This is a genomic window from Streptomyces sp. NPDC051207, assembly GCF_040682395.1.
GTDB lineage: Bacteria > Actinomycetota > Actinomycetes > Streptomycetales > Streptomycetaceae > Streptomyces.
Genome location: NZ_JBFBAX010000008.1, coordinates 53,995 through 69,066, shown reverse-complemented (window position 1 = coordinate 69,066; position 15,072 = coordinate 53,995). Strand labels below are relative to the sequence as shown.

General features: G+C 71.7%; 13 protein-coding genes. 1 reads left to right on the top strand and 12 read right to left on the bottom strand.

The window, feature by feature from the left end:
* Positions 1-70 precede the first annotated feature (70 nt).
* The 6 genes from AB0M97_RS10665 to AB0M97_RS10640 all read right to left on the bottom strand — a co-directional run bounded on the left by AB0M97_RS10665 (position 71) and on the right by AB0M97_RS10640 (position 5,933).
* On the bottom strand, positions 71-1,696 hold the full coding sequence (locus AB0M97_RS10665) for a beta-N-acetylhexosaminidase (protein ID WP_365960412.1): 1,626 nt from the start codon (positions 1,694-1,696) through the stop codon (positions 71-73).
* A 4-nt stretch (positions 1,697-1,700) separates the two neighbouring features.
* On the bottom strand, positions 1,701-2,546 hold the full coding sequence (locus AB0M97_RS10660) for a carbohydrate ABC transporter permease (RefSeq protein ID WP_365960410.1): 846 nt from the start codon (positions 2,544-2,546) through the stop codon (positions 1,701-1,703).
* 29 nt (positions 2,547-2,575) lie between these two features.
* On the bottom strand, positions 2,576-3,541 hold the full coding sequence (locus AB0M97_RS10655) for a sugar ABC transporter permease (protein ID WP_365960409.1): 966 nt from the start codon (positions 3,539-3,541) through the stop codon (positions 2,576-2,578).
* Positions 3,538-4,836: an extracellular solute-binding protein gene (locus tag AB0M97_RS10650; RefSeq protein WP_365960408.1), complete on the bottom strand. Its 1,299-nt coding sequence runs from the start codon at positions 4,834-4,836 to the stop codon at positions 3,538-3,540. Before AB0M97_RS10650 ends, AB0M97_RS10655 begins: the two co-directional genes overlap by 4 nt.
* 207 nt (positions 4,837-5,043) lie before the next feature.
* Positions 5,044-5,331, bottom strand: coding sequence for a DUF3039 domain-containing protein (locus AB0M97_RS10645; protein ID WP_358653618.1), 288 nt, complete (start codon positions 5,329-5,331; stop codon positions 5,044-5,046).
* 29 nt (positions 5,332-5,360) lie between these two features.
* On the bottom strand, positions 5,361-5,933 hold the full coding sequence (locus tag AB0M97_RS10640; RefSeq protein WP_365960407.1) for a YqgE/AlgH family protein: 573 nt from the start codon (positions 5,931-5,933) through the stop codon (positions 5,361-5,363).
* 252 nt (positions 5,934-6,185) lie between these two features.
* On the opposite strand from AB0M97_RS10640, the gene murA reads away from it, so the two are divergent.
* Positions 6,186-7,526, top strand: coding sequence for a UDP-N-acetylglucosamine 1-carboxyvinyltransferase (murA, locus tag AB0M97_RS10635; RefSeq protein WP_365960406.1), 1,341 nt, complete (start codon positions 6,186-6,188; stop codon positions 7,524-7,526).
* Between the two features lie 330 nt (positions 7,527-7,856).
* Here murA and AB0M97_RS10630 read toward each other — a convergent pair whose 3' ends face one another.
* The 6 genes from AB0M97_RS10630 to AB0M97_RS10605 form a co-directional block, all read right to left on the bottom strand.
* Positions 7,857-8,138, bottom strand: coding sequence for an HU family DNA-binding protein (locus tag AB0M97_RS10630; protein WP_003990598.1), 282 nt, complete (start codon positions 8,136-8,138; stop codon positions 7,857-7,859).
* Positions 8,139-8,474: 336 nt separating this feature from the next.
* Positions 8,475-9,899, bottom strand: a complete 1,425-nt coding sequence (locus AB0M97_RS10625; RefSeq protein WP_365960405.1) for an NAD-dependent malic enzyme — start codon at positions 9,897-9,899, stop codon at positions 8,475-8,477.
* A gap of 426 nt (positions 9,900-10,325) precedes the next feature.
* The gene (locus AB0M97_RS10620; RefSeq protein ID WP_365960404.1) at positions 10,326-12,635 is read right to left on the bottom strand and encodes a UvrD-helicase domain-containing protein; all 2,310 of its coding nucleotides are present in this window, start codon (positions 12,633-12,635) and stop codon (positions 10,326-10,328) included.
* 73 nt (positions 12,636-12,708) lie between these two features.
* A complete protein-coding gene (locus AB0M97_RS10615; RefSeq protein ID WP_365960403.1) occupies positions 12,709-13,524 on the bottom strand; it encodes a zf-HC2 domain-containing protein in 816 nt (271 codons plus the stop codon).
* The gene (locus tag AB0M97_RS10610) at positions 13,524-14,108 is read right to left on the bottom strand and encodes a sigma-70 family RNA polymerase sigma factor (protein WP_365960402.1); all 585 of its coding nucleotides are present in this window, start codon (positions 14,106-14,108) and stop codon (positions 13,524-13,526) included. The genes AB0M97_RS10615 and AB0M97_RS10610 overlap by 1 nt, the downstream gene beginning before the upstream one ends.
* Positions 14,109-14,289: 181 nt before the next feature.
* The gene (locus tag AB0M97_RS10605) at positions 14,290-14,883 is read right to left on the bottom strand and encodes a CGNR zinc finger domain-containing protein (protein ID WP_365960401.1); all 594 of its coding nucleotides are present in this window, start codon (positions 14,881-14,883) and stop codon (positions 14,290-14,292) included.
* Positions 14,884-15,072 lie beyond the last annotated feature (189 nt).

The following is a 15,072-nucleotide window of genomic DNA, read 5'->3' as shown; positions in this document are numbered from 1 at the left end:
CCTCGTGTGTTCGGGACTCCCCCCCGCCTGTTCGGACGGGACCGGCCATGCGCGGCGCGACCGGAACCCGTCACTTGTCCGGAGGCGGTCCCTCGATCGGGCGGCCGAGCACGCCGGGCCGCCGCTGCCACGGGCGGGGCCCGGTGGGTGGCCGGTATGCGACGCCGAGCGCGTCAAGTCGCCGGTAGTGGGCTGCCATCCGGCGCTCGAAGCCGGCGAAGTCCCGCCGTTCCGGGGCGGGCAGGTCGCTCCAGGCGACCTCGGCGAAGGCGGCGAGCCGGGGGAACACCTGGTAGTCGACGCGCCCCTGGTCCTCCATCACCTCGGTCCACACGTTGGCCTGGGTGCCCAGCACATGCCGTGCCTCGTCCGCGGTGAGCTGCGGCGGGACCGGCTCGAAGCGGTACACGTCGGCCAGGGTGCGGACGTAGCCGATGGGGACCGGCTCGTCCGGGCCCGCGTCCTGGCGGTGGTCCAGGTACACCTGCTGTTCGGGGCACATCACGACGTCGTGCCCGGCGCGCGCGGCCTCGATGCCGCCCCGGTAGCCGCGCCAGGACGACACCGCCGCGCCGGGCGCGAGGCCGCCCTCGAGGATCTCGTCCCAGCCGATGAGCCTGCGTCCGCGCGCGGTGAGCCAGGTGTCGAAGTGGCCGATGAACCACGCCTGGAGGGCGTTTTCGTCGGCGAGGGACAGTTCCCGCATGCGGGCCTGCGCGACGGCCGAGCGGCGCCACTGGTCCTTGGGGCATTCGTCGCCGCCGACGTGGATGAACCGCGACGGGAACAGGTCCAGGACTTCCTCGAAGACCCCTTCGTAGAACCGCAGGGTGTGGTCGGTGGGTGCGAGGACGTTCGGGCAGATGCCCCAGGTGTCCCAGACGGTGAGGGCGGTGGTGTCGACGACGTCGGTGTTGCCGAGTTCCGGATACGCGGCGATGGCGGCCTGCGAGTGCCCGGGTACGTCGATTTCGGGGACGACGGTGATGTGCCGTTCGGCCGCGTACGCGACGATCTCGCGGATGTCGTCCTGGGTGTAGTGACCGCCGTGCGGTTTGTCCTCCCACAGGGGTGAGGCGCTGTGGCCGAATTTCGTGCGGGTCCGCCAGGAACCGGTCTCGGTGAGCTTCGGGTACCGCTCGATCTCGATGCGCCAGCCCTGGTCGTCCGTCAGGTGGAAGTGGAGGACGTTGAGTTTGTGCGCGGCCATGAGGTCCAGGTAGCGCAGGACGCCGTCCTTGGGCATGAAGTGCCGGGCCACGTCGAGCATGAGGCCGCGCCAGCCGAACCGGGGCGCGTCCTGAACGCGCGTCAGGGGCAGCCGCCAGGTCCGGCCCGGCAGCGGGGCGCGCCGGAAGGCGTCCGGGCCGAGCAGCTGACGCAGCGTCTGCGCTCCCCAGAACAGCCCGGCGGGGCCGCCGCCCGCGAGGTCGACGCCGTCCGCCGTGACGGCGAGCCGGTAGCCCTCCTCGCCGAGGTCCGCGGTGACCGACGGGTCGGTGCGCAGGCGGACGGTGTCCGCCCTGGCCGGGTCCCCGGGGGCCAGGGGCAGGCCGGTGGCCGCCGTGAGGGTGGCGCGCAGCCAGCGCTCGGTGCGTTCGGTGCCGGGGCCCGCCGCCAGCGTGGTGTGCGGGCCGAGTTCGAGGAAGTGCGGCCCGCCGTCCGTCACGGCGCGGGGCCGGGGAATCAGATCCATCACGTCAGTCCTTCACCGCTCCGCCGAGTCCCGACACCAGCCGCCGCTGGACGAGAACGAAGAACACCAGTACCGGAATCGTCATGACCGTCGAGGCCGCCATCACCCCGCCCCAGTCCGGCTCGTCCGGCTTGTAGAACACCAGCAGCGCCATCGGAAGCGTCGACTGGGACGTGTCGCTGATGATGAACGACTTGGCGAACAGGAAGTCGTTCCAGGTGGAGATGAACGAGAACACGCTGGTGGCCACAAGTCCCGGGAAGACGAGCGGGAAAAGGATCTGCCAGAGGAATCTGGCCCGGCTCGCCCCGTCGATGCAGGCGGCTTCTTCCAGCGCCTCGGGCACGGCTTTCACAAAGCCCCGCAGCATCCAGATCGCGAACGGCAGCGAGAACGCGATGTGCGGCAGGATCAGCGCGCCCAGCGTGTTCAGCTGGCCGAAGTCCCGCATGAGGAAGAACAGCGGGATCGTGAGCGCCTCCACGGGCACCATCTGCGCCACCAGGAACATGATCAGCAGGGTGGTCCGGAAACGGAACCGGAAGCGCGTCACGGCGGTGGCGGCGAGAAACGCGATCAGCGCCGAGACGATCACCACAGTGCCCGCGACGACCAGGCTGTTGAGGAAGTAACGGCCGAATTCCTGCTGCCCGAAGACCCGCCGGAAGGAGTCCAGTGTGGGCGCCAGGGTCCACGGCCGGGGCGCGGACGACTCGATCTCGCCGGCCGGTTTGAAGGCGCCGAGCACCATCCAGTACAGGGGGAAGGCGACCGCCGCGGCGACGAGCAGCGCCGTCGCCTCGGCCGCCGAACGGCCCGGCCTGCGGACCCATCCACGCACAAGATTCACAGGCCGTGCGGCAGTGTGTTTCACGAGGTTCACAGCTCCTCCCCCTGGCGGCGCAGCAGCCGCAGGTACCCGAGCGTCACGGCGAGCAGGATCAGCAGCATCACGACGCCGATCGCGGCGCCGAGGCTGTACTGCGAGGACGCGAACGCCTTCTGGTAGGCGTACACGTTCAGCACCAGGTTCTGGCCCGCGATGCCGCCGCCGCCCGTCATGACGTAGATCTGCGTGAAGACCTTGAAGTCCCAGATGACCGACTGGATGGTGACGATCGTCAGGATCGGCCGGAGCATCGGTGTGAGCACCGAGCGCCAGATGCGCCACTGGGAGGCGCCGTCCAGCGCGGCGGCCTCCAGCACCTCGGCCGGTACGGCACGGATGCCGGCGTACACGGTGACCATGACGAACGGGAAGGAGCACCAGACCACTTCGAGCAGGACCAGGGCGAAGGCGCTGATCCGGCCGTACGTCCAGGAGTGGTCGCCGAGGCCGAGGACCCGGTTGACGGGGCCGAAGTCGGGGTCGAACAGGAACAGCCAGACCGTGGACCCGGTGACCGCGGGGGTGGCCCACGCGCCCAGCGCCGCCATCATCAGCGCGAGCCGCGGCAGGGCACGCACGCGTGTCAGCAGCACGGCGAGGGCGCAGCCCACCGCGAGCGTGGCGACGACGCACGCGGCGGCGAACAGCACGGTCGCCAGCAGCACCTGCCAGAACTGGCCGTCGCGGAAGAGTTCGGCGTAGTTGCCGAAGCCCCGGAAGGTGGTCGGCTGGCCGCCGCTGACCTGGGCCTGGGTGTACTCCAGGAACGAGATCAGGCCGAGTTGGTAGACGGGGTAGACGAGCAGGCCGGCGAGGACGACGAGCGCGGGGGCGAGATACAGCCAAGGGGTGCCGGAGCCGCGCCCCGAGGGGCGCGGGGAACTGCGCGACAAGCCACGGCCGTCCCGCAGCCGCCGACGCGTCCAGGCCCCCGTGCTGCCGGGCGAGACCGTCATCCGGCGGAACCGAACGCGTCGTTCATCTTGCGGGCCGCGTCCTTCGAGGCCGCCGCGACGTCCTTCTTGCCGCTGACGATCTCCTGGAACATCGTCGGCAGCACCAGCGAGGAGTCGATCTGCGCCCAGGCGGCCGACGCGGGCACGAACCTGGTGCCGGCGGCGAGCGTCTCGACGAACGGCTTCACGAACGGCTCCTTCTGCGCCACCTCCTGCCGCACGTCGGTGAAGGTCGGCAGGAAGCCCATCGCGTCGAAGAGTTCGCCTTGCGTCTTCTTCGCGGCGAGCCGCTTCATCAGGTCGACGGCGAGGGTGCGGTGCGAGGTGCTCTTGAGGACGCCGAGGTTGTTGCCGCCCGCGAACGCCGGGGCGATCTCGCCCTCCTTGACGCCCGGCAGCGGCACGACCGCGTACTTGCCCTTCACCTTCCCGGCCTCCACGGCCTGGTGGCTGAAGTCACCGCCGATCGCCATGCCCGCCTTGCCGGAGGCGAACGCGGTGACGGTGTCGTTGCCGCCCATGCCCGCGCACTTGGCGGCGGGGCAGTTGTCGTCGCCGAACAGGGAGGTGTAGGCCTCGATGCCCCTGCGGGCGGCGGCGCTGTCGATGGCGGCGGCGTACGAGCCGCCCTTGCCGGTGGCGAGTTCGCCGCCGTGCGCCCATACGAAGGGCAGCGCGCCGTAGGTGTAGGCGCCGCCGACCGCGAGTCCGTACAGGCCGGGTTCGGCGGCGCGGATCTTCCTGGCGGTGGAGAGGAGTTCGGCCTGCGTCCTGGGGACGTCGAGGCCGAGCCTGTCGAACAGGTCGGTGCGGTAGTAGAGGGCGCGCACGCCGACGAAGTACGGGACGCCGTAGACCTTGCCGTCGACGGTGACCGACTGGCGGGCGGTCGGGTCGGTGTCCTCGGCCTCGTCCCAGGCGGTGAAGTCGGCGGTGACGTCGGCGAGTCCGCCGTCCTTCACATAGCCGGCGGTGTCGGTGTTGCCGTACTCGATGAGGTCGGGGGCGCTCCGGGGGTCGTTGAAGGCGGCCTTGATGCGCTGGGCGCGGGTTTCGACGGGGATGTACTCGACGCTGACGTCGATGCCCTCGTGCGCCTTCTCGAAGCCGGCGAGGACCCGGTCGACGACCTGTTCCTTCGGCTTGTTGTTGACCTCCTGGAAGAGCCAGACGCGCAGGGTGCCGGTCTTCTCGTCCTTGCCGGAGGAGGAGTTTCCGGAGGTCCCGGGGGCGCAGGCGGTGGCCAGGAGGGCCGCGAGGGCGGCGGCCCCGGCGAAACGGACGGAGAGCTTCATGCGGTGTTCCTCCGATAAGGCGTTGCAACATGCGCAATGATGGTTTCGCTGTGCACAACACCCCGGAGGCTAAGTACGCGCACACACGCCCACAAGAGGTCTCAACCACTCTGTGACCGGCGGACGCATCCCGTGCAACGCCCGGACAGCACAAAGGCCCCCAGGGCGCGCAAAACGCACCCGGGGGCCCAGCAGGCCGGGCGTCGGCTACTTGTCGCCGCCGCCCTTGCCCTTGTCGTCGCCGCCGGCGCCCATGGACTCGTAGATCTCCTTGCACATGGGACACACGGGGTACTTCTTCGGGTCGCGGCCCGGCACCCACACCTTGCCGCACAGCGCCACGACGGGGGTGCCGTCGAGGGCGCTCGCCATGATCTTGTCCTTCTGGACGTAATGGGCGAAGCGCTCGTGGTCACCGTCACCGTGCGAGGTCTGCGGCGTCGGCTCGACGAGGGTCCCCGTACCAGTCCCGCGCTCGGGCTCAAGAGTGCTCATGCAAGCAAGAGTACTGAAAGTCACACCCGTCAGTTGAGTGAAGGGTCGTCGGGATACGTCGCCACCATCGCCAGCTCGTTGCGCTGGCGGCGCAGCACCTCGCGCCAGAGCCTCTCCGGGGCGGGCGAGGAGACGTCACCGGGCTCGGACTCCACGACGTACCAGGCGCCGTCCACCAGCTCGCCCTCCAGCTGGCCCGGGCCCCAGCCGGCGTACCCGGCGAAGATCCGCAGCGAACCGAGGGCGGAGGCCAGCAGTTCCGGCGGGGCCTCCAGGTCGACCAGGCCGATCGCGCCGTGCACCCGGCGCCAGCCCAGCGGTGCGGCCTCCCCCGTCGCCCCGCCGGGCACGACGGCGACCCCCAGGGCCGAGTCCAGCGACACCGGGCCGCCCTGGAAGACGACGCCGGGCTCGCCGGCGAGGTCGGCCCAGCCCTCCAGGATGTCGCCCACGTCGACCGGGGTCGGGCGGTTGAGGACCACGCCGAGGGAGCCCTCCTCGTCGTGGTCGAGGAGGAGCACCACCGCGCGGTCGAAGTTCGGGTCCGCCAGGGCGGGCGTTGCCACGAGCAACCGCCCTGTGAGCGAGGACACCTCGGTCATGCCAGACATGATCCCGCATCTTCCCGCCCCGTGGGGAGGCAATGCGGCGTACCGGAGTGAACGCAGCTCAGGGCGCCCGCGCGCACCCCCCGCGCACCCGCAGGCTGGTGACGCACCGTGTCCGCACAGGAACGTTTCGTGTCGGCGTGCGGCCGGGACGGAGCCGGGCCGTCCGCGGGCTTAGTGGAGGGGGGTGCGCGGCCATTAGTCTGTCTCTCCGGCCCCTGCCCGACTCCACGGAACGCGAGATTCATGACCGTCAACGACGATGTCCTGCTTGTCCACGGCGGAACCCCGCTGGAGGGCGAGATCCGGGTCCGCGGTGCGAAGAACCTCGTACCGAAGGCCATGGTCGCCGCCCTGCTCGGCAGTGCTCCGAGCCGGCTGCGCAATGTTCCGGACATCCGTGACGTGCGCGTCGTACGCGGTCTGCTGCAACTGCACGGGGTGTCCGTCCGCCCGGGTGAGGAGCCCGGCGAGCTGGTGCTCGACCCGACGCACGTCGAGAGCGCGAACGTCGCCGACATCGATGCCCACGCCGGTTCCAGCCGCATCCCGATCCTGTTCTGCGGCCCCCTGCTGCATCGGCTCGGCCACGCCTTCATCCCGGGCCTGGGCGGCTGCGACATCGGCGGCCGGCCCATCGACTTCCACTTCGACGTGCTGCGGCAGTTCGGCGCGACCATCGAGAAGCGCGCGGACGGCCAATACCTCGAGGCCCCGCAGCGGCTGCGCGGCACGAAGATCACGCTGCCGTACCCGTCGGTCGGCGCGACCGAGCAGGTGCTGCTGACGGCCGTCCTCGCCGAGGGCGTCACCGAGCTGTCGAACGCGGCCGTCGAGCCGGAGATCGAGGACCTCATCTGCGTCCTGCAGAAGATGGGCGCGATCATCGCGATGGACACCGACCGCACCATCCGCATCACCGGTGTGGACAAACTCGGCGGCTACGCCCACCGCGCCCTCCCGGACCGCCTGGAGGCCGCCTCCTGGGCGTCCGCCGCGCTCGCCACCGAGGGCAACATCTACGTCCACGGCGCCCAGCAGCGCTCGATGATGACGTTCCTGAACACCTACCGGAAGGTGGGCGGCGCCTTCGAGATCGACGACGAGGGCATCCGCTTCTGGCACCCCGGAGGCCAGCTGAAGTCGATCGCGCTGGAGACGGACGTCCACCCGGGCTTCCAGACCGACTGGCAGCAGCCGCTCGTCGTGGCGCTCACCCAGGCGACCGGCCTGTCGATCATCCACGAGACGGTGTACGAGTCCCGGCTGGGCTTCACCTCGGCGCTGAACCAGATGGGCGCGCACATCCAGCTCTACCGCGAGTGCCTCGGCGGCTCGCACTGCCGCTTCGGGCAGCGGAACTTCCTGCACTCGGCCGTGGTGTCGGGCCCGACCCGCCTACAGGGCTCGGACCTGGTCATCCCCGACCTGCGCGGCGGCTTCTCGTACCTGATCGCCGCCCTCGCGGCCCAGGGCACGTCCCGCGTCCACGGCATCGACCTGATCAACCGCGGCTACGAGAACTTCATGGAGAAGCTCGTGCAGCTGGGGGCGAAGGTCGAACTGCCGGGCAAGGCCCTCGGCTGACCGAACCGCCTGACCCCGGCCAGGGACGCCGCCCCGGCCGGGGGTCCGGGGGTTGTCCCCCGGGCAGACACAGCATGGAGAAGCTCGTGCAGCTGGGGGCGAAGGTCGAACTGCCGGGCAAGGCCCTCGGCTGACCGAACGGCCGGCAGGGCGCTCGCGCTGGGCGGCGGATGTCGACTGACGCCGATGGGGCGGTCACCCGGTCTCGGGTGACCGCCCCATCGGCGTTGTGGTGCCCCTGCGAGGGGCGCGGGGAACTGCGCGACCGGCCACGAGCGGCCCGCGGGCCACGGGGCGGCCCGCAGTCACCCGGCGCTCGAAGCGGAGCGCTTACTTGCCCTTGGCGGCTTCCTTGAGCTTGGAGCCCGCGGAGACCTTCACGCTGTAGCCGGCCGGGATCTGGATCGGCTCACCGGTCTGCGGGTTGCGCGCGGTGCGAGCGGCACGGTGGGTGCGCTCGAAGGTCAGGAAGCCGGGGATGGTGACCTTCTCGTCGCCCTTGGAGACGATGTCGCCGACGACGTCGGCGAACGCGGCCAGCACGGCGTCGGCGTCCTTGCGGGTCACCTCGGCGCGGTCGGCCAGCGCGGCCACCAGCTCACTGCGGTTCATGTTGTTACTCCCGTGTTCTTCTTGCCGTTGCGGCGTGCCAGCGGCGGAGCCGCATGTTGGGCCAGCGAAGCCGATGCTGCCAGGGTCCTCGGTGAGTCCCCGGACCCGGGTCCGTCGTCAGACCCTCGCGCCCAGAGACGCATCCTGCCTCCACCAACAGGGGGAAAGCCAATCCGGCACCCGCAGGAGTCGTGAGAACACCCATGGGAGTCACGAAACGGGGTGGAGGCCCCGAGCATGGCCGCCACCATAGAGCGCGGCCGGTGCCTCAGGGTTCCACGACGCGCCGGTACGAAACACAGCCGTGGCGATCCTCACAGCGGTCCCGGCGGGTCCCTACGGCGCCGACGCCGCCGCCCCGACCGCCTTCGCGGCATCCCGCACCGCGCCGGCGACCGCACCGGCGACCTTGTCGTTGAAGACGCTGGGCACGATGTAGTTCGGGTTCAGCTCGTCCTCGGTCACCACGTCGGCGAGGGCCTTGGCGGCAGCCAGCATCATGTCCGTGTTGACGGTACGCGACTGCGCGTCGAGCAAACCGCGGAACACACCCGGGAAGACCAGGACGTTGTTGATCTGGTTCGGGAAGTCCGAGCGGCCGGTGGCGACGACCGCGGCCGTCAGGCGGGCGATCGCCGGGTCCACCTCCGGGTCGGGGTTCGCGAGCGCGAACACGATCGCGTCGTCGGCCATCGCGGCCACGTCGCCGCCGTCGAGGACGTTCGGGGCGGAGACGCCGATGAAGACGTCGGCGCCGCGCACGGCCTCCTTGAGGGTGCCGGTGAGGGCCTCGGGGTTGGTGTTGTCGGCGATCCAGCGCAGCGGCGAGTCGGCGGCGGCGGCGACCAGGTCCTCGCGGCCGGCGTGCACGACACCGTGGATGTCGGCGACCACGGCGTTCTTCACGCCCGCGGCGAGCAGCAGCTTGAGGATGGCCGTACCGGCGGCGCCGGCGCCGGACATCACGACGCGGACGTTCTCGATGCCCTTGCCGACGACGCGCAGCGCGTTGGTGAGGGCGGCGAGGACGACGATGGCGGTGCCGTGCTGGTCGTCGTGGAAGACGGGGATGTCGAGGGCCTCGCGCAGCCGGGCCTCGATCTCGAAGCAGCGCGGCGCGGAGATGTCCTCCAAGTTGATGCCGGCGAAGCCCGGGGCGATGGCCTTGACGATCTCGACGATGGCGTCGGTGTCCTGCGTGTCGAGGCACAGCGGCCAGGCGTCGATGCCCGCGAACCGCTTGAACAGGGCGGCCTTGCCCTCCATGACCGGCAGCGCGGCCTTCGGGCCGATGTTGCCGAGGCCCAGCACGGCGGAGCCGTCGGTCACGACCGCGACGGAGTTGCGCTTGATGGTGAGGCGGCGGGCGTCCTCGGGGTTCTCGGCGATGGCCATGCAGACGCGGGCCACACCGGGCGTGTAGACCATGGACAGGTCGTCACGGTTGCGGATGGGGTGCTTCGACGCCATCTCGATCTTGCCGCCGAGGTGCATCAGGAACGTACGGTCCGAGACCTTGCCCAGCGTGACGCCCTCGATGCCGCGCAGCTGCTCCACGATCTCGTCGGCGTGCGCGGTCGAGCTGGCCGCGATCGTGACGTCGATGCGGAGCTTCTCGTGGCCGGACGCGGTGACGTCGAGGCCGGTCACCGAGCCTCCGGAGGACTCCACGGCGGTGGTGAGCTGCGAGACGGCCGTTCCGCTCGCGGGCACCTCCAGCCGGATCGTCATCGAGTAGGAGACGCTGGGCGCCGTTGCCATGGCCGACTTCCTCTGCTTTCACCGTGTCACGAGTTGTGCCGTCCGATCGTCGCACCTACCACCGAGTACGTGGTAGCCGCCCCGGATTGCGGTTGTTTTGTTCACAGCGATCCGCGCAATCGGAAAACTTATTCCACCATACGAGATTCGGATCAGGCGGGGAAACAGGCCGGGAGGCACGGGAAACGAAAGAGGTCCACGTCACACAGTGACGTGGACCTCTCACTCGCTCATGACACCGGCCCGCCATGCTCGCCTCGCGGCAAGTGGTCGCTCGAAGCGACGAAGGTTGGGCCCGGGGGCTTGGATCGAGCCGGTGCCGACACCCAGGCTAACAAACCCGTCCGGCAAGGCCATTCCCCTGCCGCGAGTTCATTTCCGGGCCACCCGGGCGGAGCCCGGAACTCTCCCGCCGGTCCCCCGGCGTCAGTCCCTCATCAGGTCGGGCACCCCGTCCGCGTCGGGCTCGTCCCGCTCCGCCGACACCACCGTGAGCTGCTGGGTGGCGCGGGTCAGCGCGACGTACAGCACGCGCAGGCCGGCCGGTGACTCGTCGGCGATCTCGGCCGGGGACACGACGACCGTCGCGTCGTACTCCAGGCCCTTCGCCTCCAGGCTGCCGAGCGCCACCACGCGGTCGCCGAGCCCGGCGAGCCAGCGCCCGGCCTCCTCGCGGCGGTTCATGGCGACGACCACGCCGACCGTGCCGTCGACCCGGTCCAGCAGCCGCGCCGCCTCCTGCCGCACGGTCGCCCCGAGCGAGCCCCCTACGACCGTGAAGCGCGGCTCGACGCCCGTGGAGCGCACCGCCGCCGGGGCCTCGGCGCCCGGCATGGCCAGCGCCAGCACCCGGGCGGCGAGCTCGGCGATCTCCGCCGGGTTGCGGTAGTTCACGGTGAGGGTGAAGCGGCGGCGCGGACGGCTGCCGAGGGCCTCGTCGCGGGCCGCCGCCGCCTCGTCCGGGTCGGACCAGGACGACTGGGCCGGGTCGCCGACCACCGTCCACGTGGCGTGCCGGCCGCGGCGGCCGACCATGCGCCACTGCATCGGCGTGAGGTCCTGCGCCTCGTCCACGATCACGTGCGCGTACTCGGTGCGCTCCTGGGCCAGCCGCTCGGCGCGCTCGCGCTGCGACTCCTCGCGCACCGGCATCAGCTCCTCCAGCCCGGTGAGCTGGTCCAGCGGGTCCAGCTCGCGTCTGCGCCGCGGGCGGGCCGGGGCGCCGAGGATCGCCTGCAGCTCGTCCAGCAGGGCGACGTCGTGCACCGACAGTCCGTCCCGCTTCAGGGAGCGGGCGACCTTGCGGACCTCGCCCGGGTTCAGGACGCGGCGCGACCAGCGGCCCAGGCGCCGCTCGTCCGACATGGCCGTGAGAACCGCCCGCGGGGTCAGCTCCGGCCACCAGGTGTCGAGGAAGGCGAGGAAGTCGTCCTCGGTGCTGACGTCCTCGTCGAAGGAGGAGCGCAGCTCGGCGGCCAGCTCCGGGTCGGTGTGCCGGGACCCGGCGCCGGACTGCTCCCACAGGGCGTCCAGCAGCAGCTTGCGGGCGCGCGGGCGCAGCAGGTTGACCGGCGCGGTGCCGCCGAGGGCGGTGCGCCGGACGCGGTCCAGCTCCTGCGCGTCCAGCTCCAGGCGGCGGCCGAAGGCGACCACCCGCAGCCGGTCCGGCGCGTCGCGCATCTCCAGGGCGCCGCGCGCCGCCTTCCGCACCACCTTGAGCATGCGGTACGAGCCCTTGGCGCGGGCCACGGCCGGGGAGTCGTACACCGTGGCCTCGGCACCGTCGACCAGCGAGCCGATCGCCCGGATGGCGACCTGGCCCTCCTCGCCGAGGGAGGGCAGCACGCCCTCGGTGTACGCCACCAGCAGCGGCGTCGGCGAGACGATCAGGATGCCGCCCGCGTAGCGGCGCCGGTCCTGGTAGAGGAGGTAGGCGGCGCGGTGCAGGGCGACGGCCGTCTTGCCCGTGCCGGGACCGCCCTCCACGTACGTCACGGAGGCGGCGGGGGCGCGGATCACCAGGTCCTGCTCGGCCTGGATGGAGGCGACGATGTCCCGCATGGTGTGGCTGCGGGCCTGGCCGAGCGCCGCCATCAGGGCGCCGTCGCCGATGACGGGCAGCTCGTGGCCGTCGAGGAACGCCGTCAGCTCGGGGCGCATCAGGTCGTCCTCGACGCCCAGCACCCGCCGCCCCTTGGAGCGGATGACGCGCCGCCGGACCACCCGGCCGGGGTCGACCGGGGTCGAGCGGTAGAACGGCGCGGCGGCGGGCGCCCGCCAGTCGATGACCAGCGGGGCGTAGTCCTGGTCGAGGACGCCGATGCGGCCGATGTGCAGGGTCTCGGCGATGTCGGCGGTGTTGTCGGCGCGGACGGCCCCGTCGGCGGGCTCCACGGCGGTGTACGCGCCGTCGGGGCCCTTCTTGCCGTCCTTGCCGGGGAGCAGGTCGATACGGCCGAAGAGGAAGTCCTCGAACTCGTTGTTGAGGCGGTTGAGGTGCACGCCCGCGCGGAACACCTGGGCGTCCCGCTCGGCGAGCGCGCCGGGCGTGCCGACCTGGCCGCGCTGGGCGGCGTCGTTCATGAGGAACTCCGCCTCGTGGATCTTCTCCTCCAGGCGGCGGTACACCCGGTCCAGGTGTTCCTGTTCGACACCGATCTCCCGGTCGCGGACCGAGTCGGCCGCGGGCTCCTGCTGAGCCTGAACCGCGGTTTGCTGTTGAGCCTGAGCGGCCACCGGGCCCCCTTCTGACGTGCTGGGCAGCCGTCAACCGTACGCGAAGGGGGCCCTGCCGGGAAGCTGCGGACTGTCAGGCATCGACCTCGACGAGGCGTTCGCCGTCGAACGTCATGACTTCGAAGTGGTCGATCTGGTTGGGTTCGAAGGCGGCGCCGCCGTGGACGTACAGCGGCTGCTTGGCCCGGTCGGTCCCGGCGCCCGGGATGCCGTAGCCCCAGGCCGGGACGGACCAGGACGTGACGGTCTCGCGCTCGCCGTTCTTGCCGACGGCGACGAGCGAGCACTTCTGCGGGCCCGTGACGTTCTTCAGCCGCAGGACCGCGTGGGTGCCCCAGGCCTTCTCCTCCATCGCCACCGTCGCGGTGACCCTGGTGGCCGGGTCGGTCGCCGTGATCTTCTCGCCCATGGCGTCGAACGCCTCCTGGGCCGGGCTCACGTCCGCCTGGGCCGGACGCCTGCCGCCGTCGTCGCCGCCGGTCGTCGCCACGGCCGCGAACGGGCCGCCGACGATCAGCGCCGCCGCGGCGCCCACCAGGCAGACGTTCCGGCGCCGCTTGGCGGCGCGGCGCTGCGCGACCTCGTCCACGAGCGCCTCCGCCAGCCGCGGACCCGGCTTCGCGGACAGCGACTCCCCGATCGCGGGCGTGCCGGCCCCGGGCAGGTCCGCGAGGGCGGCCAGCATCGGCTCCATCCCGGCGAGCTCGTCGAGCTGCCGCGCGCACCATTCGCAGGTCGCCAGATGCGCCTCGAAAGCGGTTGCTTCGGCGTCGTCCAGGATGCCGAGGGCGTAGGCGCCGACCGTCTCGTGTTCGTTCGGCACCGGAGATCCCTGCATGGGGCCAGACATACCCGCACCACCCGCTCCGTAGCCCCCGTAAGCACTCATCACGCCGTCACCCCCCGCTCCTCCAGGGCCAGCTTCATCGAACGCAGGGCGTAGAACACCCGCGAGCGGACGGTGCCGCTGGGTATGCCCAGCGTCTCGGCCGCCTCGTTGACGGTACGCCCCTTGAAGTACGTCTCGACCAGTACCTCGCGGTGTGCGGGGGTCAGGTCGTCGAGGGCGTCCGAGAGGGTCATCAGCCACAGCGCCTTGTCGATCTCGTCCTCCGCGGGGATGACCTCCAGCGGCGACGGATCGACCTCCTGAGGCCGGGCCTGCCGGCTGCGGTGGCCGTCGATGACGATGCGCCGGGCGACCGTCACCAGCCAGGGGCGAACCGATCCGGTCGCCCGGTTGAGCTGACCGGCGTGCTTCCAGGCACGGATGAGCGTCTCCTGCACGACGTCCTCGGCGCGCTGGCGGTCTCCGGCGACGAGGCGCAGCACGTAGGCGAGCAGGGGTCCGGCGTGCTCGCGGTACAGGGCGCGCATCAGCTCCTCGTCGGGCTCCGACGACGGCTGGGACAGGCGGTGCCGGGCCCTCGCTCCGCGTTCCCCGGCCACGACGGAATCCTTGCGCACGCCCACCTCCGATGTCCGGGGGTTCCCCCAGCCGGTCGCTCGAGGACGGGTACGCAGCGGGGGTGCGGAGTGTTCAAACGGGGCGGCGTTTTCCCGGGGGTGCCGTGACGGGTGGGACACGGGAGGACATTTCCCCCGCCGCTGCGTTCACCCGGGGTGCCGGGGGCGCTCGGGTGCTCCGAGGTGCTCAGGCCCGGGCGAGGGCGGCGCGGCGGCGGTGGCGGGCGACGCGTTCGCGGTTGCCGCACGTCTCGCTGGAGCACCAGCGGCGCCGGCGGCCCCGGGAGGTGTCCAGGTAGACGATCGGGCAGTCGTCGCCCGCGCACTCGCGCAGGCCCGCCCGGGCGACCGGGTCGGTGAGCAGCTCCACGGCGTCCCGGGCGACGGCCCCGAGCAGCGCGGCGCACGCGGGCGGCCCGTCCAGCCGCCGCGACAGCGCCCCCTCGGCGTCGGCCACCGCACGCGGGGCCGGGGGCGCGGCACGGGCGAGGTCGTTGACGCGGGCCAGGGCGAGGCCGTACGGGCGTACTCCCGGAGTCAGCCTGCTGCGGACCAACTGGGCGATGTGACCGCGCAGTTCGCGGAAGGCCGCCGGCCAGGCGGGGTCGGCGTGCGCGAGGGGGGTGCCGGGCGGGACGAGTCCGGAGGCGACGATCCAGGCGCGCAGCACCTCGACGGAGTCGAGCCGTTCGGCGGGGTGGGTGGTGGCGAGGAGGTCCAGGCAGATCCGCCCGGCGTCGAAACGCAGCTCGTGGGGGGCCGTGGCCGTACCCGTTGCCATGCGCCTGTCACCGCCTAGGGGAGGGGGTGGGAGCTGAGGTGGGAGCTGGCTGGGAGGGGGGAATCGAAACCGCTCCCTCTTACAGTGCCTGGCCGTGGCGGTGGCGGGAAGCCCTTGGGGGGTGGGGGGTGGAGGGCTTTAAGGGCGGTGCTGGGCACTGGGCCGGTGGCGGGTGTTGGGCGGTGCCGG

Bases quoted from the DNA above. Each gene is read 5' to 3' on its own strand.
- AB0M97_RS10665 (WP_365960412.1), bottom strand. From the start codon at position 1,696: ATGGATCTGATTCCCCGGCCCCGCGCCGTGACGGACGGCGGGCCGCAC.
- AB0M97_RS10655 (WP_365960409.1), bottom strand. From the start codon at position 3,541: ATGACGGTCTCGCCCGGCAGCACGGGGGCCTGGACGCGTCGGCGGCTG.
- AB0M97_RS10650 (WP_365960408.1), bottom strand. From the start codon at position 4,836: ATGAAGCTCTCCGTCCGTTTCGCCGGGGCCGCCGCCCTCGCGGCCCTC.
- AB0M97_RS10645 (WP_358653618.1), bottom strand. From the start codon at position 5,331: ATGAGCACTCTTGAGCCCGAGCGCGGGACTGGTACGGGGACCCTCGTC.
- AB0M97_RS10640 (WP_365960407.1), bottom strand. From the start codon at position 5,933: ATGACCGAGGTGTCCTCGCTCACAGGGCGGTTGCTCGTGGCAACGCCC.
- murA (WP_365960406.1), top strand. From the start codon at position 6,186: ATGACCGTCAACGACGATGTCCTGCTTGTCCACGGCGGAACCCCGCTG.
- AB0M97_RS10630 (WP_003990598.1), bottom strand. From the start codon at position 8,138: ATGAACCGCAGTGAGCTGGTGGCCGCGCTGGCCGACCGCGCCGAGGTG.
- AB0M97_RS10625 (WP_365960405.1), bottom strand. From the start codon at position 9,899: ATGGCAACGGCGCCCAGCGTCTCCTACTCGATGACGATCCGGCTGGAG.
- AB0M97_RS10615 (WP_365960403.1), bottom strand. From the start codon at position 13,524: ATGAGTGCTTACGGGGGCTACGGAGCGGGTGGTGCGGGTATGTCTGGC.
- AB0M97_RS10605 (WP_365960401.1), bottom strand. From the start codon at position 14,883: ATGGCAACGGGTACGGCCACGGCCCCCCACGAGCTGCGTTTCGACGCC.